Annotated in this window: 19 protein-coding genes; 12 read left to right on the forward strand and 7 right to left on the reverse strand. The window is 66.1% G+C overall.

All coding sequences use genetic code 11. The annotated features are described in order from the left end of the window. Positions 1-34: 34 nt before the first annotated feature. Positions 35-643, forward strand: a complete 609-nt coding sequence (locus EV580_RS11160; protein WP_166654668.1) for a TetR/AcrR family transcriptional regulator — start codon at positions 35-37, stop codon at positions 641-643. Here EV580_RS11160 and EV580_RS11165 read toward each other — a convergent pair. Both EV580_RS11165 and EV580_RS11170 read right to left on the reverse strand, forming a co-directional pair. After that, entirely contained in the window at positions 631-1734 is a 1104-nt protein-coding gene (locus tag EV580_RS11165; RefSeq protein ID WP_133691252.1) for an alpha/beta hydrolase family protein, read from the reverse strand. The two genes, EV580_RS11160 and EV580_RS11165, sit on opposite strands and share 13 nt — an antisense overlap. Further along, on the reverse strand, positions 1734-3344 hold the full coding sequence (locus tag EV580_RS11170) for a flavin-containing monooxygenase (protein WP_133691253.1): 1611 nt from the start codon (positions 3342-3344) through the stop codon (positions 1734-1736). The genes EV580_RS11165 and EV580_RS11170 overlap by 1 nt, the downstream gene beginning before the upstream one ends. 64 nt (positions 3345-3408) lie before the next feature. On the opposite strand from EV580_RS11170, the gene EV580_RS11175 reads away from it, so the two are divergent. Beyond that, positions 3409-4332, forward strand: coding sequence for an LLM class F420-dependent oxidoreductase (locus EV580_RS11175; protein WP_133691254.1), 924 nt, complete (start codon positions 3409-3411; stop codon positions 4330-4332). Here EV580_RS11175 and EV580_RS11180 read toward each other — a convergent pair. Further along, positions 4325-4762 (reverse strand): nuclear transport factor 2 family protein, encoded by a 438-nt coding sequence (locus EV580_RS11180; protein ID WP_133691255.1) that lies wholly within the window; start codon positions 4760-4762, stop codon positions 4325-4327. The genes EV580_RS11175 and EV580_RS11180 overlap by 8 nt on opposite strands. A gap of 79 nt (positions 4763-4841) precedes the next feature. Between EV580_RS11180 and EV580_RS11185 the strand changes: the two genes are divergently transcribed. From EV580_RS11185 to EV580_RS11195, 3 genes are read left to right on the forward strand one after another with little or no spacing between them, the layout of a single operon-like run. Then, positions 4842-5846, forward strand: coding sequence for an aromatic ring-hydroxylating oxygenase subunit alpha (locus tag EV580_RS11185; RefSeq protein ID WP_133691256.1), 1005 nt, complete (start codon positions 4842-4844; stop codon positions 5844-5846). Next, positions 5843-6451, forward strand: a complete 609-nt coding sequence (locus tag EV580_RS11190) for a cysteine hydrolase family protein (protein WP_133691257.1) — start codon at positions 5843-5845, stop codon at positions 6449-6451. The genes EV580_RS11185 and EV580_RS11190 overlap by 4 nt, the downstream gene beginning before the upstream one ends. Further along, complete coding sequence (locus tag EV580_RS11195; protein ID WP_133691258.1) at positions 6451-7653, forward strand: cytochrome P450; 1203 nt, start codon at positions 6451-6453, stop codon at positions 7651-7653. Before EV580_RS11190 ends, EV580_RS11195 begins: the two co-directional genes overlap by 1 nt. On the opposite strand, the gene EV580_RS11200 is transcribed toward EV580_RS11195, so the two are convergent. Further along, positions 7650-8498 carry a mycofactocin-coupled SDR family oxidoreductase gene (locus EV580_RS11200; protein WP_133691259.1) on the reverse strand — a complete coding sequence of 283 codons (849 nt, stop codon included), beginning with the start codon at positions 8496-8498 and terminating at the stop codon, positions 7650-7652. The genes EV580_RS11195 and EV580_RS11200 overlap by 4 nt on opposite strands. Before the next feature lie 18 nt (positions 8499-8516). After that, positions 8517-10064, reverse strand: coding sequence for an aldehyde dehydrogenase family protein (locus tag EV580_RS11205; RefSeq protein WP_133691260.1), 1548 nt, complete (start codon positions 10062-10064; stop codon positions 8517-8519). 137 nt (positions 10065-10201) lie between these two features. Between EV580_RS11205 and EV580_RS11210 the strand changes: the two genes are divergently transcribed. After that, the gene (locus EV580_RS11210; protein WP_133692194.1) at positions 10202-11413 is read left to right on the forward strand and encodes a CaiB/BaiF CoA transferase family protein; all 1212 of its coding nucleotides are present in this window, start codon (positions 10202-10204) and stop codon (positions 11411-11413) included. Here the strand turns inward: EV580_RS11210 and EV580_RS11215 are convergent. Beyond that, the gene (locus EV580_RS11215) at positions 11410-13608 is read right to left on the reverse strand and encodes a molybdopterin-containing oxidoreductase family protein (protein WP_133691261.1); all 2199 of its coding nucleotides are present in this window, start codon (positions 13606-13608) and stop codon (positions 11410-11412) included. The genes EV580_RS11210 and EV580_RS11215 overlap by 4 nt on opposite strands. Before the next feature lie 168 nt (positions 13609-13776). Here EV580_RS11215 and EV580_RS11220 point away from each other — a divergent pair, with 168 nt between their 5' ends. From EV580_RS11220 to EV580_RS11235, 4 genes are read left to right on the forward strand one after another with little or no spacing between them, the layout of a single operon-like run. Further along, positions 13777-14181 carry an SCP2 sterol-binding domain-containing protein gene (locus EV580_RS11220; protein ID WP_133692195.1) on the forward strand — a complete coding sequence of 135 codons (405 nt, stop codon included), beginning with the start codon at positions 13777-13779 and terminating at the stop codon, positions 14179-14181. Continuing rightward, positions 14174-15226: an alcohol dehydrogenase catalytic domain-containing protein gene (locus EV580_RS11225; protein WP_133691262.1), complete on the forward strand. Its 1053-nt coding sequence runs from the start codon at positions 14174-14176 to the stop codon at positions 15224-15226. Before EV580_RS11220 ends, EV580_RS11225 begins: the two co-directional genes overlap by 8 nt. Next, complete coding sequence (locus EV580_RS11230) at positions 15226-16578, forward strand: cytochrome P450 (protein WP_133691263.1); 1353 nt, start codon at positions 15226-15228, stop codon at positions 16576-16578. Before EV580_RS11225 ends, EV580_RS11230 begins: the two co-directional genes overlap by 1 nt. After that, the gene (locus EV580_RS11235; RefSeq protein ID WP_133691264.1) at positions 16575-16781 is read left to right on the forward strand and encodes a ferredoxin; all 207 of its coding nucleotides are present in this window, start codon (positions 16575-16577) and stop codon (positions 16779-16781) included. The genes EV580_RS11230 and EV580_RS11235 overlap by 4 nt, the downstream gene beginning before the upstream one ends. Position 16782: 1 nt before the next feature. Here the strand turns inward: EV580_RS11235 and EV580_RS11240 are convergent, their stop codons facing one another. Beyond that, positions 16783-17874, reverse strand: coding sequence for a LuxR C-terminal-related transcriptional regulator (locus tag EV580_RS11240; protein WP_166654669.1), 1092 nt, complete (start codon positions 17872-17874; stop codon positions 16783-16785). Between the two features lie 144 nt (positions 17875-18018). Here EV580_RS11240 and EV580_RS11245 point away from each other — a divergent pair, with 144 nt between their 5' ends. After that, the gene (locus EV580_RS11245; protein ID WP_133691266.1) at positions 18019-19164 is read left to right on the forward strand and encodes a thiolase family protein; all 1146 of its coding nucleotides are present in this window, start codon (positions 18019-18021) and stop codon (positions 19162-19164) included. Between the two features lie 4 nt (positions 19165-19168). Next, entirely contained in the window at positions 19169-20350 is a 1182-nt protein-coding gene (locus tag EV580_RS11250; protein WP_133691267.1) for a CaiB/BaiF CoA transferase family protein, read from the forward strand.

Genomic DNA, 20350 nt, shown 5'->3' on the forward strand with positions numbered 1-20350 from the left:
GCAAAGATAGTTGTCGTGTGTTTAATATGCAAGGGTGCCTTCTCCCGCACGCGGATTGACGCAACCCGAACGGGTCGAGACCTCCCGTCGCCGGCTGATGGAGGCCGCCGCCGAGCTCATCGTCGAGAAGGGCTGGGACGCAACCACCGCCGCCGAGATCGGCCGCCGGGCCGGGTACAGCCGCACGATGGTGCACGCCCGCTTCGGCGGCAAGGAAGCCATCCTGGAGGACTTCCTCGGAGAGTATGTCGGCAGGCTCAACCCGCACCCCAACCCCAAGGCCACGGGGATGGACCAGGTGGTCGCCCACTTCGACCGCATCCGCGATCTGTACGCCCATGACCCCGACGTGCTGCGGGCCATGTTCGTCTCCAGCTTCGAGGCCATGAAGACCACGTCTCCACTGCGCGAACGGATGACCGACCAACTGCAGGGTGGGATCGCCAATGTTGCCGATGGTCTGCGAAAGGGTCAGCGGGACAAGTCGGTTCGCAAGGGTATCGACCTGGATCGCGCGGTCAGCGATATCACCGCGGTATTTTTTGGTATCGCGTTCCTGTGGGTCGCGCTCCCGTCCGGCTTCGACCTGGATGCCGAGCTGGCGCACGCCCGCCAGAAGATCGTGCGGGACTACGGCGCCTGAGTGAGCGCGCCAAGGAACCGTTCGGTCTCCGCCTGCACGGCCCCCGAGAACAGGTGCCCGACGTGACCGCCGTCGTGCCAGTACAACTCACCGCCCCAGCGCTCGTGCATGGCCAGTGCGCACTGCCGGTACGCCATCTGGTCGTGCCAGGCACCGACGATCAGCCGGCGCTCCGGCGGCGGCAACGGGTCAAGCGCCAGAGGATCGATCACCGACGTCAGATCCGACACGATGTCGGATGCCATTGCCGCGCCGACGGTATCGGCCCTCGGACCCCACCGATGCAGATGCCGGGCGATCATCCCGTTGAGGCCGAGGATCGGCGTGTACAGCGCAACCGCGTCGACTCGCTCGTCCAGGCCGGCGACCAATGCCGCGACCGCACTGCCCAACGACAATCCGGAGACCGCGATCGCCGTCGAGTCGGGCTCGATCCAGCCGATCACCGCCCGCACTTCTGAGACGGCCCGAACCATGCCCGCGACGTTGGCCACCGGATCCGTTCCGGGATAGGCGGGCCAGCGGTCACGACGTGGCCCGTGCCCGGGCTGGACCGGCAGGGCCACATTGAAGCCGAGCTCCCGATGAATGCGGCCGACCCTGGCCACCAGGATGTCCGACATACCGCCCTGGCCGGCACCGTGTACCCACACCAGCCACGGCCGCGGCCCGTCGTCGTGGCGGAACAACACCACCTCCGCACCCGCGGGCCCGTCGTGCTCCTCGGCCAGCACCGGCACCAGCTTGGGGTCGTGGTCGTAGCTCATCCGCTCGTAGGAGAGCACCCCGGCTTTGACCGGACGAATCCCCTTGACCTGCAATGGCTCCGGATCGTGATGCACACCGGTGACCCCGAGGGACGACAACTCCGCGGCCATTCCTGCGTAGTCGTCGACCTGCCGCTCCATCTTCGGCGGCGACGACATCAGGGTCATGCCGGTGACCACCAGCTCGTCGAGCGCGACCTCGGCGACCTGACGCATGCCACGCCCGGACAGTGGATTCCAGTCCTCACCCTGCAGCGCGGACACCGACCGCGGCAAGACTCCCCCGAGCTGCGTGGCCAGCCGGTGCGCGTTGCTCAGCCGCATCACGCCAGCTTGAAGCCGACGTAACCGCCGTCGGCGATCTCGTCGCAGCGCCGACGGTATTCGGGAATACCTGCCGTGAAGCCCATGTACATCCGTTTCTTGCCGGGAACGTTGGCGCCGTTGTACCACGAATTGCAGCTCGGGTGCACCAGGACAGTCGGCGCCACAAGGGATGTGGTGAGCTCGATCCAGTCCTGCTGCGCATCAGGCAGCGCGTCGATGCTGCGGTAACCGTTCGCCTTCAGGTACGCGATGCAGGCGCCGATCCACTCGATGTGCTGCTCGAGCGCGGAGACGAAATTCGTGGCCGCGGCCGGGCTGCCCGGACCCTGCACCGTGAAGAGATTGGGGAACCCGGCGACCGCAAGCCCCAGGTAGGACACCGGCCCCTCGTCGGCCCACACGTCACGCAACAACGCCCCACCACGGCCCCGCACATCCATGCGGGTGAGCGCACCGGTCATGGCGTCGAACCCGGTGGCGTAGATGATCACGTCGAGGTCGTAGTGCTGCGCCGACGTGTCGATGCCATCCTGGGTCACCGACGTGATCGGGTCCGTGCGCAGGTCGACCAGAGTCACGTTGTCGCGGTTGTAGGTCTCGTAGTAGCCCTGGTCAATGATCGGGCGCTTGCAGCCGAAGGGGTGGCTGGGCACCAGCGCCGCCGCCGTCTCGGGATCGTCAACGATCCGCGCGATCGCCTCGCCGTACAGTTCGGTGGCCATCCGGTTGGCCTCGATGTCGAAGAAGATGTCGCCCCAGTTGAGTGCGCCCATCACCCCGCGCTCCTCGACCGCGCGCAGTTTCTCCTCCGGCGTCGCGGACTTGATCGGCGGGCTCACGAGCATGTCGATCAGGACCGAGAATGCCGACAGCCGGGCCGCACCCACCGGATGCTGCCGCTGGGCGTCGCGGATCTCGGCGTAGTTCGCCTTCATCTCGTCGAGCTCACCGGGTTCGAACTGCCGCACCTCCCATGGCAGCGTGAACGCGGGCGAACGCTGGAAGACGTAGAGCTGCTCCACATCCCGGGCGATCACCGGAATCATCTGTACGCCGGTCGAACCCGTCCCGACCACGCCGACACGCTTGCCGGAGAGATCGAACCCACCCTCGGGCCACCGGCTGGTGAACAGTGACTCCCCCGCGAAGGCTGCCATGCCGGGAATGTCGGGCTCCAGCGGGACCGACAGGATGCCCGAGGCCGCGACGACGAACGGCGCGACGAACGTCTCGCCGGTGTCGGTCTGTAGTGTCCACGTCGCGCTGTCCTCGTCGAAGGTCATCGCCGTGACATCGGTGTTGAAGCGGATATCGCGGCGCAGGTCGAGCCGATCGGCGACGAAGTTCAGATACGCCTCGATCTCGGGCTGGGCCGGCATGGTCTCGGTCCAGACCCACTCCTGCTGGATCTCCTCGGAGAAGCTGTAGGAGTATTCGATGCTCTCGATATCGCAGCGCGCGCCCGGGTACCGGTTGAACAGCCAAGTGCCGCCGACCTTTTCGGCCTTCTCCAGCACCTGGACCCGCATGCCGAGCTCGCGCAACCGGTGCAGCATGTAGAGACCGGAGAACCCGGCACCGATCACCAGCACATCAGCATTGTCCATTCACGGACCCTTCTCTTCCTCGCACAGCGGATGCTACTGTAACTATTACAGTATTGGAGGCCAATTGCGGTACACCCTGGAATATCCGAGCGAGCTACCGACCGCGCCCGACGAATTCCTGGAACCCGACGTCATCCGAGATGTCGTGACGCGGGCCGAGGCTGCGGGGTTCTCCGCGATCGCGCTGTCCGAACATCCGGCACCCTCGCTGAAATGGCGGCGCAACGGCGGCCACGACACCCTCGACCCGATCGCGGCATTGAGCTTCATGGCCGGGGTGACCACCGACATCAAGCTGATGACCAACCTGTACGTGCTGCCGTTCCGCAACCCGTACCTGTCCGCCAAGTCCCTGGGCAGCCTCGACATCCTGTCGGCGGGACGGTTGATCGCCGGCGTGGGAGCGGGCTACCTGCGTTCGGAGTTCGCCGCGCTCGGCGTCGACGTCGACGACCGCGCCCAGCTGCTCGACGAAGCGCTCGCAGCACTGACCTCGATCTGGACCGACCCTGAGACACCGGTCAGCGGAAAGGGTTTCAGCGCGACCAGCCCGATGTGGCTGCAGCCGCCGGTACAGCGTCCGCATCCGCCAATCTGGATCGGGGGCAACACCGCGGCCTCGGTGCGCCGGGTAGTCCAGTACGGCAGCGGCTGGATGCCGCTCATCGCGCCAGCCGGCATGGCATCGGCGATCGGCACCGCGGCGCTTGAGACAGCCGCGCAGTTCGGCGCCCAGCTCACGCGGCTGCGGGACGCGCTCGCCGATGCCGGGCGCGATCCGCTGTCCCTCGACGTCCAGGTGATCTGCCCGTTCATCGACCTCGACGACGACGCCTCGCTGCGGCAGGCACAGGACGTGCTCGGCGAACTGGCCGAGCACGGCGCGAACTGGGCCGTCGCCCACGTCCAAGCGCCCACCCCGCGCGAGGCGAAAGACTACATCGACGCGTTCGGCGAGGCCGTCATCGCCGGCAATCTGGTCAGCTGAACCGCAACAGGGTGCGGGTCAGATGCAGCGACGCGATCTGCCATCGGCCGTCCCGCTTCTCGTAGGTCTCGTGGTAGTGGCCGGCGCCGTGCAGTTGCGTGCCGTCGGGGAAGAACAGCAGATCCTCCATGGCCCAGATGCCGCTGGCCGTGGTCGCCGAGGTGAGCGCGAGCTCCGGCGTGTGACAGTGATGCACCGTCGCCACACCCTCCAGCGTCCCGATCACCATCGGCACGAACTCGTCGACGCCCTGGATGGGCGGGCCGGTCTTCGGGTCCGCCCCGCCGGTCGATACCGCGCCGTCGAGCAGCACAGTCAGATCAGGGGCGAAGACACTGCGCCACGACTCGACATCCTTGGTGTCCAGGAATCGGCAATATCGCGCCTTGAGCTGGCGAATCGCCTCGAGCTCGTCACTGCCATCGCCCATCGAACGCCTCCCATTAGCATCAGCCGGAAAGCACTACTGTAATACTCTTAGTACGGCCCTGAGTTCGAGGAGGATCCACGTGAAGGTCCCGTTCACCTGGAAGGTCACCGGCTGGTTCATGATCGGCTGGTCAGCTGAGTACGAGGTCGGTGACGTCCGGTCGCTGCGCTACTTCGGCGAGGACCTCGTCATCTACCGCGACCAGGCCGGTGAACTGCACCTGCTCGAGGGCCACTGCAAGCACCTCGGCGCGCACATCGGGCACGGCGGCACCGTGGTCGGCGACTGCGTCGAATGCCCGTTCCACGGCTGGCGGTGGGGCCCCGACGGCGCCAACACCTACATCCCCTATCAGCCGGACCGGCCCAACAAGGGTCTGCGGCTGCGGGCTTACCCGGTTCAAGAGCAGCATGGCTGCATCTTCATGTGGCATCACCCCGGTGGCGAGCCACCACGGTGGGAGCTGCCCGACATGTTCACCAAGTTCCCGCAATTCACCGCCGCCCCCGACGCGTACTACCGGCCCTACCCCGAATTCTCCCGGTTCGCCGAGAACGAGCCGGTGCATCCGCAGATCGTGGCCGAAAATGGCCCGGACAGTGCGCATTTCCACTACGTCCACAAGGCGACGGTCACGCCGGTGTGCCTGGAGTGGGAGGCGGTCGACGAAGAATGGCGGTTCCTCACCGGCTGGCCCGACGCCCGCAGCGACGACCCGAACAAGATGGCGCTGCGCATCCACAGCCACTTCTCCGGGCTCGGTTTCGCGATCAGTGTGTTCGAGGGCTCGTCGAACCACCGGCTGATCTTCGCCTGCACACCCGTCGACGACGAGGTGTCCAACATGTTCTATTCGATCTGGTGGCCGCGAAAAGACGGTGACACCAGTGATATTCCGCCTGACGACGTCCGCGAGCGGGTGGAGAAGCAGTACCTCGGCACGGTGTGGGACGACCTCGAGATCTGGCGCTACCAGAAGTACGTCGAGCACCCCGCACTGGCCAAGATCGACGCGAAACCCTATATGGCGATGCGGAAGTGGGCGTTGCAGTTCTACGACGTGACGGCAGCAGCACCGGTATGAAGACCAATCTGGTAAACCCGGCACACACCGCGATCGTGACCCAGGAGTTGCAGGGCGCGGTCGTCGGGCCCAATGCCGGGCTGGCCGCGCTGGCCCGCGAGGCCGAGCGCGAGGCGCTGCCCAATATCGCACGCCTGCTCCCGGTCGCACGCGCGGCCGGGGTGAAGGTGGTGCACTGCCTGGTGCAGCGTCGCCCCGACGGGCTGGGCGCCAACCACAACGCCAAGCTGTTCGCGATCGGCGCCAGCGGCGTGGACATCGCACCGGGCAGCCCGGGTGCCACACTGCTTCCCCAATTCGGGCCGGAGCCCAGCGATCTCACGCTGGCCCGCTGGCACGGTCTCGGCCCGATGGGCGGCACCGACCTCGATGCGATCCTGCGCAACCTCGGCGTGACAACGATCGTCGCCGTCGGGGTGTCCCTCAACGTCGCGATCCCCAACCTCGTCATGGACGCCGTTAACGCCGCGTACCGGGTCGTCCTGCCGCGCGATGCGGTGGCCGGCGTCCCCGCCGAGTACGGCGCGGCGATCATCGACAACACGCTGGGACTGCTGACCACCCTCACCACCACCGACGAGCTGATCGCTGCCTGGGAGGCATGATGGACACCGACACCGCCGTGCCACAACTGCCCACCGGCTACCAGCGTGACCCGTACCCGTTCTTCGCCGAGATGCGCGACGGCCCTGGGGTTTTCCGCGGCACCGTCATGGACTACTCGAAGACACCCGAGTCGCTGCGTCCCACGAACACCTTCGCCGCGGTGTCGTTCGACGCTGTCAACAAGGTGTTCCGCGACGGCAAGGTGTTCAACTCCAAGATCTACGACGCCACCATCGGCCTGTTCATCGGCCCGTCGCTGCTCGCGATGGAAGGCAAGACGCACTGGGACCACCGCAACCTGGTCTCGGCGGCGTTCAAGTCGAAGTCGTTGTCGCGCTGGGAGCCTGAGATCGTGCGTCCGATCGTGAACGGGCTCATCGACGAGTTCATCGCCGACGGGCAGGCCGACCTGGTGAAGGCATTCACCTTTGAGTTCCCCACCCGTGTCATCACCCGACTGCTCGGGCTGCCCGAGGAGGATCTGGCCGACTTCCGGCGGCGAGCGGTCCAGTTGATCAGCTATGCGGTCAATTACAAGAAGGCATTCGAGGCGTCGGCGGCACTCAAGGAATACTTCATGGACCAGATCGACAAGCGCCGCTCGAAGCCCACCGACGACATCATCGGCGATCTGGTGACCGCCGACATCGGCGGCGAGAAGCTCTCCGACGAGGCCATCTATTCATTCCTGCGACTGTTGCTGCCCGCCGGCCTGGAGACCACCTACCGGTCATCGGGCAACCTGCTGTACCTGCTGCTCACCCACCCCGAACAGTTCGCCGCAGTCCAAGCCGATCGGGATCTGATCGGACCCGCGATCGAGGAGGGTCTGCGCTACGAGACGCCGCTGACCACGGTGCAACGGTTCGCCACCGAGGACAGTGAGCTGGAAGGTGTTGCGATACCGGCTGGTTCGGTCATCGACCTGTGCATCGGGTCGGCCAACCGCGATCAGAACCGCTGGCCGAACTCCGAGGATTTCGACATCTCCCGCAAGCACACGCCCCACATCTCGTTCGCCGCGGGCGAGCACACCTGCATGGGTCTGCACCTAGCGCGGATGGAGACCAGGGTGGCCATCGAGTCACTGCTGGACCGGCTGACGAACATCACGCTGCTCGCCGACGACGACCCACACATTCACGGGCAACCGTTCCGGTCACCGACATCGCTTCCGGTGACCTTCGACGCCGTTCGCTAACCTTTCCAAGGCTTGGCTTTGACGAATCCGCCCGCGTCGATACGCAATTGGGTACCGGTGATGAAGCGGGCGTCGTCACTGGCCAGGAAGACCACGGCGGCCGACACATCGTAGGGCTCGATGTAGGGCACCGGCATCGCCTGCATTGCCGGGAAGGACAGCTCGGCATCGAGCCGGGTCGGCGAGGCCAGGTCTGGCCGGAACACCCGGTACATACCCTCGTTGTGCAGCATATCGGTGTTGACGTTCGTGGGATGCAGCGCGTTGACCCGAATCATCCTCTTGGCCAATTGGATTGACAGATCGTTGACGTAGTGGGCGACCATCTGTTTGGCCAGGCTGTAGGCCGATCCGCCGGGGCCCTGGTTGCTGGCGCTCCCCAACTGCGCGGCAAGCGATCCGGTGGCGATCACCGACGCACCGTCGTTGAGGTGCGGCATGCTGGCCTGGATCACGTTGAACACCCCGACCAGGTCGGTGTCGATGGTGTCCGACCACGACTGCAGGGTCTGGCCCTTGCCCATCGGGCAGATGCCCGCATTGGCGACCACGATGTCGAGGTGGCCCATCTCCTCGACCGCCTCGGCGATCGTCTGCCACACCGCACCGCGTTCACGGACATCGCAGATCGTCGAGAAGACCCGCGCACCTTCCTTTTCCACCAACAGGGCGGTCTCGTCGAGGTCTTCGGGCCGAGCCAGCGGGTAGGTGTTGCCGTCGAGATCGGCGCAGATGTCGAAGATGATGACGTCGGCGCCCTCGGCGGCCAGCGCGATCGCGTGCGAACGGCCCTGTCCCCGCGCGGCTCCCGACACGACGGCGACTTTGTTGTCCAACTTGCCCACTGGGGTTCCTTTCAAAAGTCAGGACGTGCGCGGAGCGCGGTATGCGACGGTCTTGGTTTCCAGGTATTGCTGGAAACCCTCGATGCCACACTGGCGTCCGACACCGCTGTTCTTGAAGCCGCCGAACGGCGCGTCGGCACCGTAGAACATTCCCCCGTTGACACCGATCGACCCGGTCCGGATCCGGCGTGCGACGGACATGCCGCGGTCGATCGATCCCGACAGCACCGCGCCTGCCAGTCCGTAGGCGCTGTTGTTGGCGATGCGGACGGCTTCGTCGTCGTCCCGGAACGTCAGGACCACCAGGACGGGCCCGAAGATCTCCTCTTGGGCGATCGCGGAATCCGGTTCGGCGCCGATGATCACCGTCGGCTGAACGAAATGTCCGCCGGCCAGATAGTCGGACAGGCCGTCGAAAGCTCCTCCCCCGACCACGATTTCGGCGCCGTCGCGGCGAGCCCGATCGCAGGCGTCGAGAACGCGCTGCTTCTGCTTCGCGCTGACGACGGGGCCGACGAAGGTCCCCGGCAGCGCCGGATCTCCGACCGGAATGGCCTGATAGGCCGCGGTGATGGCGGCCAGTGCCTCCGGGTAGAGCGATTCGTGGATCACCAGTCGGGTGGTCAGCGCGCAGGCCTGCCCGGCGTGCACACACACCCCGACCGCACCGCCGATGACGTGGGCCGGGTTGGCGTCCTCGAGCACGATCAGCGCGGACTTACCGCCCAACTCCAGGAAGGTGCGCTTCATGGTGTCGGCGCCGTCGCGCATCAGCTGCTTACCGACTGCGGTGGAACCGGTGAACGAGACCATGTCCACCCGTGGGTCGGTCGCCAGCTGGCCTGCGACCTCGTTGGATGGCGTGGGGACGACGTTCAGGACGCCGGCCGGAATGTCGGTGTGGTCGGCGACGAGCCGGCCGATGCGAGTGGCGTTCCATGGTGTGTTGGGATCCGGTTTGAGGATGACGGTGTTGCCGGTGGCCAGCGCGGGACCCAGCTTGTTGAGGATGACCTCGACGGGGTAGTTGGACGGTGTGATTGCGGCGACGACCCCGACCGGTTCCTTGACCACGGTGCGCACATTGCGCTCACCGAACAACCCGCCGCCCTCGAGGGTTCGCTCCCAGTCGAATTCGTCGATCAGACGGGCCGGGTAGCGTAGCGACTCGGCCAGCGGCCACTCCAGCTGGGCGTCGCCCGTCGACATCACCGGGCAACCGACCTCGGCGACCAGTTCTTCTCTCAGATCTTCCTTCTCGGCTTCCAGCGCGGACTGCAGCTGGGCCAGGCACCTCTTGCGCAGCTCGGCATTGGTGGACCAGTCGGTCTCGTCGAAGGCGCGTCGGGCCGCGCCGATCGCACGGTCCATATCGGCGGGCCCGGCGGCGGCGGCGACCCCGAGCACCCGGCCGGTGGCGGGGCTCAGATTGTCGAACTCCGCGCCGTCCTGCGCCGCGGACAGTTTTCCGTCGATCAGCATCCGGGTCTCGGCCCGCTGCGCCGCACGCAACCCGAGCTCGACGCTCGTCGCACCCTGCTCGCCCACTACAGGCACCACCTTCATGTTCTGGGACGGTCAACTGTAAAGGTTACAGTAGGAAACTGCAGCAGTCTCGGGGCCCATTCCCCGGCCCGCGGAAGCCGGAGTGTGAGAATGTGGTTACCACCGCACGAGAATGGGAGATCGCGTTGATCAAGGTGATGGATGGCATCCGAGTACTGGAGGTCGCGCAGTTCACGTTCGTGCCGGCGGCAGGGGCGATCCTGGCCGACTGGGGCGCCGACGTCATCAAGATCGAGCACCCGGTTCGCGGGGACACCCAGCGCGGCTTCATCAACATGGGCGGCTTTCAGCTCGACCCCAACCGGCACCCCCTGATCGAGCACCCCAACCGGGGTAAGCGCAGCGTCGGCATCGACGTGTCCACGCCAGAGGGTCAGGAGGTGCTCTACGAGATCGCCAAGACGGCCGACGTCTTCCTGACCAACTACATGCCTGCGCAGCGCCAGAAGAACAAGTTCGATATCGAGCACATCCGCGCGGTGAATCCGAACATCATCTACGCCCGCGGCAGCGCCTACGGCGACAAGGGCCCCGAGCGAGGGGTGGGCGGCTTCGACGGCACCGCATTCTGGACGCGCAGCGGCGTCGGCCATGCCCTGACTCCAGAGGAACTCGGAGGCGCACTCCCCCAAGGCATTCCGGCGTTCGGTGATTCGATCGGCGGCATGAACATCGCAGGCGGCATCTCCGCGGCACTGTTCCACCGGGAACGCACCGGCGAAGCGGTCGAGCTCGACGTGTCGCTGCTGAGCACCGCGTGGTGGGCCGCGGGTGCCAGCGTCACCCAGGGTATGGAGACCGGGGAGACCATGCGGTCGCTGATGCCGGGCACCACCACATCGGTCAACCCGTTCATGGCCAACTACCTGACCTCGGACGGCGGCACCATCAACCTGTGCATCGTCAGCCCGACCGGATACATCCGGGACACGTGGGAGCATCTCGGCCTGCCCGAACTCGCCGACGACCCACGGTTCTCCGATGTGATGCCGCTGATCCAGAATGCCGAAGCCGGCGTGGAACTCATCGCCGAGGCGATCGCCGCCAAGCCGTTCGAGTACTGGCGCCAGCACCTCAAGACGATGAAGGGTCAGTGGGCGCCCTTCCAAAGCCTGGTCGATCTGGCCACCGACGAGCAGGCCATCGCCAACGACATGATCGTCGAAGTGGAGTCCGCCGACGGCGGGGCGCCGTTCAAGGTGGTCCGCGGACCTGTGCAGTTCAACCACGAGCCGCTGGAGACCACCCGCGCGCCTCAGGCCAGCGAGCACACCGAGATCGTGTTGATGGAGATCGGCATCGACTGGGACCGGATTGAGGCGCTCAAGGAGTCGGGCGCGATCGCTTAGCTGGTCACGGCCTCACGGACCCTCTCGACGCGAACCGGGACGCCGGTCAGCCACGCCATGCCCGACAACGCCTCGACGTCCTCGGGCGCGCTCGACGTCAGCCGGTTGACGTTGGAGCCACCCGCCCGGTTGGCCAGTTTCCACGTCCCGGTTCCGGTGTGCCCCCAGCCGTGCGGCACGGCGATCACACCGGCCATCAGATCTTTGGTGATCATCACCTCGACGGTGATCTCGCCGTAAGGCGACGACACCCGCACCACATCACCGTCAGCGATGCTCATCTCGGCCGCATCGTCTGCGTGGATGAGTGCGCGGTGCCCGCGCTCGCCCCGCATCAGCAGCGGCGAGTTGTGCATCCACGAGTTCTCCGAGCGCGGCTCCCGCATACCGATCATCCGCAACGGATAGCCGTCGGGATGGCCTGCGCGCGACAGCTTGTCGACCTCGGAGGCTATCCCGCTGTGGCGCAGCCGGATACGGCGCGACAGGTAGGCCACCGAATTGCGCAGCACCCCGGTGCGGATATGCGGTGCCACGACCACACCGTGCGGGTGTTCCTCGGTCAGTCGGCGATGCGTGAGGCCGCCGCGACGCAGCCCGAACAGGTCGCCACCCTGTGACGTCCTGATCAGAGCGTCGATCATCAGTCGAGGTTTGAGAGCTACCCCGAAGCGGCCCAATATCTTTCGCATGCCCCCGAGTACTGCGAACGCGCGCACATCGCTGGCCATCCGGACCATGAGATCGGAGACGATGTCCCATTCCGAACGGGCCTCGCCGGCCGGCGCGACGACCGCTTCGGTGGCCTGCCGGAACGGCGTGGCCTGGAAGGCCTGGAATGTGTACGGGAAGTCGTCGCGTTCGTACATCGTGGTCACCGGCAGGATGTAGTCGCATCGGCCGGTCGTCTCGGTGACGTAGAAGTCAAGGGCCACAGACAGTTCCAGGGAATCGAAGGCCGCTTCGAGCTCGTCACCGTTGGGCACCGACAACACCGGGTTGCCCGCTGAGACGAACATCGCCCGGATCTGCCGATCGCCCGGCGTGGCGATCTCCTTGGCCATCAGCGCGGCCGGTTCCATCGCGACGGAGATGGGGATCCCGCCGATCCGAGACCTGTTGCGATACGACCGGCGCATCGCAAGGCCCATCATCGTGGCCTGCCAGCGACCGCCGACGGTCTCCATCGAACTGAACACCGACCCGCCAGGAGCATCGAGATTGCCCGCGACGAGGTTCACCGCATCGATCAGGTAGGTGGTCAGCGTGCCGTACCGGCCGACGCAGGTCCCGAGCCTGCCGTAGACGGCCGCTCGCGGTTCGCGCGCCAAGTCCCGCGCGAGCGCGCGGACACTGTCCGCGTCGATGCCGGTGTGGGCCGCGGTGAACTCCGGGGTGAACCGCGCGCACAGCGACTGTAGCCATTCCAGGCCGTCGGCCTGTGTTTTCACCCGCGCGGTGTCGACCAGGCCCTCGGCGAACATCACCTGCAGAAGCGAGAGCAGCAGGAAGGAGTCGGCGTCGGGCACGATACCCAGCCATTCGAACTGGGCCGCGGTCTCGGTCTTGCGAGGATCGACCACGACGACTCGTCCGCCCCGCTTGACGATATCGTGCATGCGGTCCTTGATCCGCGGCGCGGTCAGGAAACTGCCATGGGAGACAACGGGATTGGCTCCCATCATCACCAGAAGCTCGGTGCGGGTCAGATCGGGAATCGGCACCGACGTCGGCGCACCGTACAGCATCTGGCTGGCGATCAGCCTGCTGTTGGTGTCTTGAGACGATGCCGTGAAGTAGTGGCTGTCGCGCCCGAGGCTCTTGATGAAGCCCAGCGCCGCGAACGTATGCGCGTAGCTGAAGGCCCCTGGGTTGCCCATGTACCAGCCGACCGCCCCCGATCCGCGGGCCGTGAGGATCGCGGTCAGCCGGGCGGCGATATCCGAGAGTGCCTCGTCCCAACTGACCTGCACATACCCGTTCGGGGTCTTGCGCAGGGGCGTCGTGACCCGGTCCGGATCGTTCTGCACCTCGGTGAACGCGATGCCCTTCTGGCAGGCGAAACCCGCGGAGAGCGGGTGGTCTTTGTCCGGGCGCAGGGCCGTCAGACGGCCGTCCTCGACGGTGGCCACCATGCCGCACAGCGGCTCGCAGATCCGGCAGAACGTGGTCTTGTGCTCGATGTTCGACGCCACACTCCCGACAATACTGTGAGTCTTACAGTTGTTCTCTCTTTTTCGGACAGGAGGGCCTCCGTACCCCTTCGGGGATACAAACAGTCCCCACTCGGGTCTGACCGGGAGGCCACGGTCGGTGGTTGCATCGTGAGCATCGCGACAACCGAGCTGAAAGCGACTGGGACCATGGGCTTTTTCACCGATCAGGCAGAACTCGACACATACATCGGCGGGGTGTTCCGCGAGGCCGGCGAACACCCGGAATCGGGTCCCAAGCTCAAGGCCGCCAACATCGTCATGCGAGTGATCTACACCGACCCGGACTGCGAGATGACGATGGCGTTTCGCGACGACTACCAGGTCATCTCCGGCCCCACCGACGTCAAGGCCGATGTCACACTGCTGATGCGCGGGGATACCGCAGACCAGTTCTGGCGCGGCGACTACAACCTGGCGATCGGACTGGCCAAGGGCCAGGTCAAGGCCAAGGGGCCGGTGAACAAGATCCTGAAGCTCGTTCCGCTCACCAAGCCGCTGTTTCCGATGTACCGCAGCAAGATCGCCGAGAAGGACGCCGCCGCCAATGCCTGACGTCATGCGAGCCGCGGTGCTGCGAGCACCGCATGAGGTCGAGGTGGCCGAGGTCCCGGTCCCCACGATCACCAACCCCACCGACGTCCTCGTTCGCGTGGAGCAGACCGCCATCTGCGGGACCGATCTGCACCCGTACGAGGGCCGCCTGGAGGTCGAGCCCGACATCGTGCTCGGACACGAATTCCTGGGGACCGTGGTCGCCGCCGGGGATGCGGTGGGACAGTTCTCCGTCGGTGACCGCGTGGTGAGTTCGTGTGTGGTCAGCTGCGGATCCTGCTATCAGTGCCGACGTCATCAGCCCGGAAACTGTGCGGGTTCAAGGATTTTCGGTCTGGGTCTGGCCCTCGGCGATCTGATGGGCGGGCAAGCCGAATACGTCGCGGTACCCAACGCCGACCTGACCGCGCGCCGCGTCCCCGACGCGGGAATCGACGAGGACATCTTGTTCGCGGGCGACATCATGACCACCGGATACGAAGCGGTGGCGCGGGCCATGCGGCCGGGTGACACCGTGGCAGTTGTCGGTGCCGGCCCGGTCGGCCTGTGCGCGGCCATGGCCGCCACCGCACTGGGGGCGGCTCAGGTGATCGTCGTGGACAAGGTCGACACCCGCTTGAAGGAAGCCGCGAATCACGGCGCCATCACCGTCGACGCCGGTCAGGTCGAACCGGCCGACGTGGTGCTGGACCTGACCGATTGGCGCGGCGCCGATGTCGTCGTCGATGCCGTCGGCCACGAATCGGCACTGCTGTCCGCCATCTCACTGGTGCGCGCCGGCGGCACGCTGTCCATCCCGGGGGTGTACACCGAGGACGCGATCACGATCCCGTTCGGCGAGCTCTACCTCAAGGGCATCACACTCGAGATGGGCGTCTCGCACATCACCGAGTACATGGACGAGGTCATCGCCTTGACCGTAGCCGGCAAGCTGACGCCGAGTTCGATCATCTCGCACCGGATGGGACTGTCCCAGGCGGCCGAGGCCTACCGCATGTTCGAAGCCCGCGAAGCCACGAAGATCATCCTGGATCCGGCGATCTGATGACCACAGAAAACGAACTCTTCTGCGCTGACCTGTCTTTCGACGAGGACGACGACAGCGTCGATCTGCCGCCCACCAATGACGTTGCGGCCAACCGTCGTTACGATCCGCTCAACGTATCGTCAGATGCGTTCTGGGACCTGGACCTGCCCGAGCGGGAACCGATCTTCGCCGAACTGCGGCGCGACCGGCCGATCAGCTGGCAGCCACCGATCGAGACCGCGGTGTCCCCCGATCCCGACGACCCCGGTTTCTGGGCGGTGACCCGGCACAAGGACATCGTCGAGATCAGCCAGAATTCAGACGTTTTCGTCTCCCGCTACGGCGTGATGTTCGACATGCTGCCGCCCGTCTTCCTGGAGATGGCCATGTCCTTCCTCGCGATGGACAACCCGCAGCACCACAAGGTGCGCCGGCTGGTGTCATCGGTGTTCACCCCGCGACAGGTGCGCCGCATCGAATCCGACATCGCGCAACGCGCACAACGGATCGTCGCCGCCGCCGTGGACAAGGCCCGCGATGGCGCCGAGGTGGACTTCGTCGACGATATCGCCCGGCACCTGCCCACCGAGATGTTCGGCTACATGTTCGGTTTCCCCGAAGAACTGCGTGCGACGGTGGTGCACGCCGCCGACGAGACACAGGCCTGGGCCGACCCGGTGCTGTTGGCCGGCAGGGATCCGGCCGAGGTGCAAGTCGAGGCGGCGCTGCGGATCCACGAGATCACCGAAGAGATCATCGAATTGCGCCGCGCCGAGCCGGCGGAAGACCTGTTGACCGCGTTGGTGCAGGCCGAGATCGACGGCGAACAGTTGTCGGACTTCGAAATCGGCGCCACCATGGTGCTGTTCTCGGTGGCCGCCAACGACACCACCCGCCACACAACGAGTCTTGCGGCCAAAGCCCTCAACGACTTTCCCGATCAGCGGCAATGGCTGTGGGATGATTTCGACGGCCGCATCGGCCTTGCGACCGAGGAATTCCTGCGCTGGGGTTCGGTGGTGCAGAACTTCCGCCGCACGTGTGTGACTCCCTACGAGCTGGCGGGCCAACAGATCCTGCCCGGCGACAAGGTCGTCATGATGTACGCCTCGGGCAACCGCGACGAGACGGTGTTCACCGACCCTAACGCCTTCGACCTGCAGCGCAATCCGAATCCGCACATGGCGTTCGGCGGCGGTGGGATCCACTACTGTCTGGGCAGCCAGCTGGCCAAGGTGATGCTGCGTTCACTGTTCCGGGAATTGCGGGATCAGACTCCGAATTTCACGACTGGTGAGCCGGAATTGGTGCGCACCAACTTCATTCGCGGTGTCCTGAGCATGCCGTTCGACCCCGGGGAGAACCGGTGAGCCGGTGCCGGGTGACGATCGACGCCACCCGGTGCGCGGGAATCGGGATCTGTGAGGGCTTGGCACCCGATCTTTTCGAGGTCGGGGACGACGGTCGCGCGCACCTGATCGGCGATCTGGTGGACGCCTCACGACTGGCCGAGCTCGACGCCGTCGTCGCCAACTGCCCGACTCAGTCACTCACAGTCGAGGCGCTCGCCTGAGTCAGGCCTGGTCCGACTGGTAGAGCAACGACACCGCTTCGACCCGGTTCTCCGCACCCACCTTGCGCAGGATGTGCTTCACGTGTTGTTTGACCGTGCCCTCTGAGATGAACAGCTTCGCGGCAATGGCGGCGTTGGTCCGGCCATGTGCCATCTGCTCGAGGATCTCGGTTTCCCGTGGCGTCAGGACATCTCTGATCGAGTTCAGCGCCCGGCGAACAACTCTGGGCGCCGACGGCATATCGGCCTGGGTCTGCGCATCGTCGTCCAGCGTGAACTCGTGCGCGCCTGCGACGGCCTCCTCGCAGTCGTTGGCGGCCAACCGAAGTGCGGACCCCAACGCGTCGAGCTGTTCGACGGCACGGGCGCGACTGAGCGCCAGCGCCAACCCGTTGGCATAGCCTGCGAGCAGTTCGACATCGGCGGCATCGATGTCCCGGTCGTGCAGATAGCAGTCGCCGTGCAGCAGTCCGACAACCCGGCCGCCGGACATCACCGGCGCCGCGACATAGGACGTCGACCGCGAGGCATCCGCGATCGGCCGGTGCACGCGTCGGTCATGTTGGACATCGGTGACGATCCGGGCCTCCCGGCGACGGACGACTTCGGTTTCGTGCAAGCCGGGCACCAACGGCTGCGGCTGCTCCTGACCGACCCGGTTGATCTCGGCGGCCCACTGCGGATCCTCCGGTATGCACACCGAATGCGACACCCAGACGCCGTCGACGATGCGGGAGAAGATCGCCCGGTCGAAGCCGAGGTCCACCACCAGCCGCGGGGCCACGTCGGCCAGGCCGGCGACGGTACAGGGCGCTGCCTCCAGACGACCCAACACAGCGCCAAGCCGGCGCGAGCTGTCCTGCGCGGCCCGCAAGGATGCGTCCGCGCGGCGTACGGTCAGCAACGCGGTCAACGCGGTCTCCGCCGTGGGGGCCTCGGACAGCGCGTCGGCCAGCAATGACCATGCGTCGGAAACCACGGCGCGCGCGTCGGTTGAGGTCGGGCGGATGAGCGATCGCAATCCGGCCAGCAGAGCCTGCACCTGCGCATCCGACAGCGACGACACGAGCTCGGCGCCGTCGCTGTGATCCACGCCATAAGGATAGTGGAAGGACATCTCCGTGTACCGAGGAGTTCACCCCAGAATCGACGCGGCCGAACGCCCGAACTGCAGGGTCTACTGTAAGAATTACAGTTCGTATATGCTCGTGCCGGTCTACAGAGGGGATCCGCGCACATGAACGATGTCGCCATCATCGGCGTCGGCCTGCACCCGTTCGGCCGGTTCGAAGGTAAATCCGCGATGGCGATGGCCGTCGACGCCATCTTCGCCGCCGTTGCCGACGCCGGCATCGAGTGGAAGGACGTCCAGTTCGCCACCGGCGGCAGCTGGACCGTCGCCAACCCCGACGCGATCGTCGGCATGGTCGGCCTGACCGGGATCCCCTTCACCAACGTGTTCAACGCCTGCGCGACAGCTGCCAGCGCCGCCAAGGCCTGTGCCGACGGAATCCGGCTGGGCGACTACGACATCGGCATCGCGATCGGCCTGGACAAGCATCCCCGCGGCGCCTTCACCGAAGACCCCGCGCTGGTCGGCATGCCGCGCTGGTACGCCGAGAACGGCCAGTACCTCACCACCCAGTTCTTCGGCATGAAGGCCAACCGCTACATCCACGATCACGGCATCTCCGAGGAAACGCTCGCGAAGGTGGCCAACAAGAACTTCCGCAACGGGGTGCTGAACCCGAATGCGTTCCGCCGCAAGGAGATCTCCGTCGAGGACATCATGGCCTCGCCGGTGCTGAACTACCCGCTGCGGCAGTACATGTTCTGCGCTCCCGACGAGGGCGCCGCCGCGGTCATCATGTGCCGCGCCGACATCGCGCACCGCTACACGTCCAAGCCGGTATACCTCAAGGCCGTCGAGGTCCGCACCCGCCGCTACGGCGCGTACGAGGTCAACACCACCTTCGGCCCGGTCAACGAGGACGTCGCACCCACCGTGCATGCGGCCCGAGCCGCGTTCGAAAAGTCCGGTGTGTCACCGCAAGACGTCGACGTGATCCAGTTGCAGGACACCGACGCCGGCGCCGAGATCATCCACATGGCCGAGTGCGGGTTCTGCGCCGACGGCGACCAGGAGCGGCTGCTGGCCGACGGCGAGACCGAGATCAGCGGCTCCATGCCGATCAACACCGACGGCGGCCTGATCGCCAACGGTGAGCCGATCGGCGCGTCCGGGTTGCGGCAGATCCACGAGATCGTCCGCCAGCTGCGCGGCGAGGCCGGTGATCGCCAGGTGCCCGGTGAGCCGAAGGTCGGTTTCACCCAGCTCTACGGCGCCCCGGGTACCGCAGCGGCCACCGTGCTGACGCTGTAGATCGATGGGCGTTCTCGACGGCGTACGGGTGCTGGACTACGGCCGGTTCATCGCCGCGCCCTGGTGCAGTGCGATCCTCGCCGATATGGGCGCCGACGTCCTGCGCGTCGAGAAGCGGGAAGGCGGCGAGGACCGCTGGGTGCAGTCGGTCACCGATGGCGGTGAAGGCGGCACCTTCCTGCAGTGCAACCGCAACAAGCGCTCGCTGACCCTCGATTCGACGACGCCGGAAGGCGCCGACATCACCCGCCGGTTGGTCGCCCGGTCGGACATCGTCATCGCCAACATGCCCGCAGCGGGTATGCGGGCCAGCGGGCTGGACTACGAATCGCTGCGCGCCGTCAAGCCCGACATCATCCTGGCCAGCGCAACCGCCTACGGCGAAGGCGGACCGTACAGCGACCGCATCGGATTCGACGGTGCCGGCCAGGTGATGTCCGGTGCGGTCTACCGACAGGGCCTGCCCGACCTGCCGATTCGTACCGTGGTCCCCCAAGCCGACTTCGGCACCGCACTCACGTTGACCATCGGCGTCATGATGGCGCTCTACCACCGCAGCCAGACCGGCCAGGGCCAGCACGTCGAAGGCGCGCTGCTGCCAACGGCATTGATGCTGTCCAACGCGTTCCTCATCGAACGTGAGCTGCTCGGTGTGGACAAGCCCCGGGCGGCCAACCGCGGCACGTCGGTGGCCCCCTGTGATCTGTACGAGGTCAGTGACGGCTGGGTCCTCCTTCAGATCGCCGGCCAGCCGATGTTCAAGCGGTGGTGCCGGCTGATCGGCCGGGAGGATCTGTTCGACGATCCACGCTTCGCCGACGACGACTCCCGCTGGCAGCACGGCGATGTCCTCAACGATCTGATGCAGCAGTGGTGCACGGGCAAGACCAAGGCCGAGGTGCTCGGCCAGCTCGAGGCCGCGAAATTACCTGCCGCGCCGCTGAATTCGCCGCAAGAAGTCCTCGACGATCCGCACGTCGAGGCAATGGGCTACCTCAAGCGGGTGCCGTTTCCCGGCGCGTCGAAACCCGTGCCGCTCATCGAGACACCCTTCCGGCTCTCGGCCACCCCGGGTTCGATTCGGCGCCGCGCCCCCTTGCTCGGCGAGCACACCGACGAGGTGCTGGCCGAAATCGGTTACCAGACTTCCGAGATCGCGGATCTACGCCGCGACGGCATCATCTGA

It is taken from the genome of Mycobacterium sp. BK086, from assembly GCA_004362315.1.
Taxonomy (GTDB): domain Bacteria; phylum Actinomycetota; class Actinomycetes; order Mycobacteriales; family Mycobacteriaceae; genus Mycobacterium.

Coding starts and splice junctions, on each gene's coding strand:
- EV580_RS11165 (WP_133691252.1), bottom strand. CDS start 1,734: ATGCGGCTGAGCAACGCGCACCGGCTGGCCACGCAGCTCGGGGGAGTC.
- EV580_RS11170 (WP_133691253.1), bottom strand. CDS start 3,344: ATGGACAATGCTGATGTGCTGGTGATCGGTGCCGGGTTCTCCGGTCTC.
- EV580_RS11180 (WP_133691255.1), bottom strand. CDS start 4,762: ATGGGCGATGGCAGTGACGAGCTCGAGGCGATTCGCCAGCTCAAGGCG.
- EV580_RS11190 (WP_133691257.1), top strand. CDS start 5,843: ATGAAGACCAATCTGGTAAACCCGGCACACACCGCGATCGTGACCCAG.
- EV580_RS11195 (WP_133691258.1), top strand. CDS start 6,451: ATGGACACCGACACCGCCGTGCCACAACTGCCCACCGGCTACCAGCGT.
- EV580_RS11205 (WP_133691260.1), bottom strand. CDS start 10,064: ATGAAGGTGGTGCCTGTAGTGGGCGAGCAGGGTGCGACGAGCGTCGAG.
- EV580_RS11210 (WP_133692194.1), top strand. CDS start 10,202: ATGGATGGCATCCGAGTACTGGAGGTCGCGCAGTTCACGTTCGTGCCG.
- EV580_RS11220 (WP_133692195.1), top strand. CDS start 13,777: ATGGGCTTTTTCACCGATCAGGCAGAACTCGACACATACATCGGCGGG.
- EV580_RS11225 (WP_133691262.1), top strand. CDS start 14,174: ATGCCTGACGTCATGCGAGCCGCGGTGCTGCGAGCACCGCATGAGGTC.
- EV580_RS11230 (WP_133691263.1), top strand. CDS start 15,226: ATGACCACAGAAAACGAACTCTTCTGCGCTGACCTGTCTTTCGACGAG.
- EV580_RS11245 (WP_133691266.1), top strand. CDS start 18,019: ATGAACGATGTCGCCATCATCGGCGTCGGCCTGCACCCGTTCGGCCGG.
- EV580_RS11250 (WP_133691267.1), top strand. CDS start 19,169: ATGGGCGTTCTCGACGGCGTACGGGTGCTGGACTACGGCCGGTTCATC.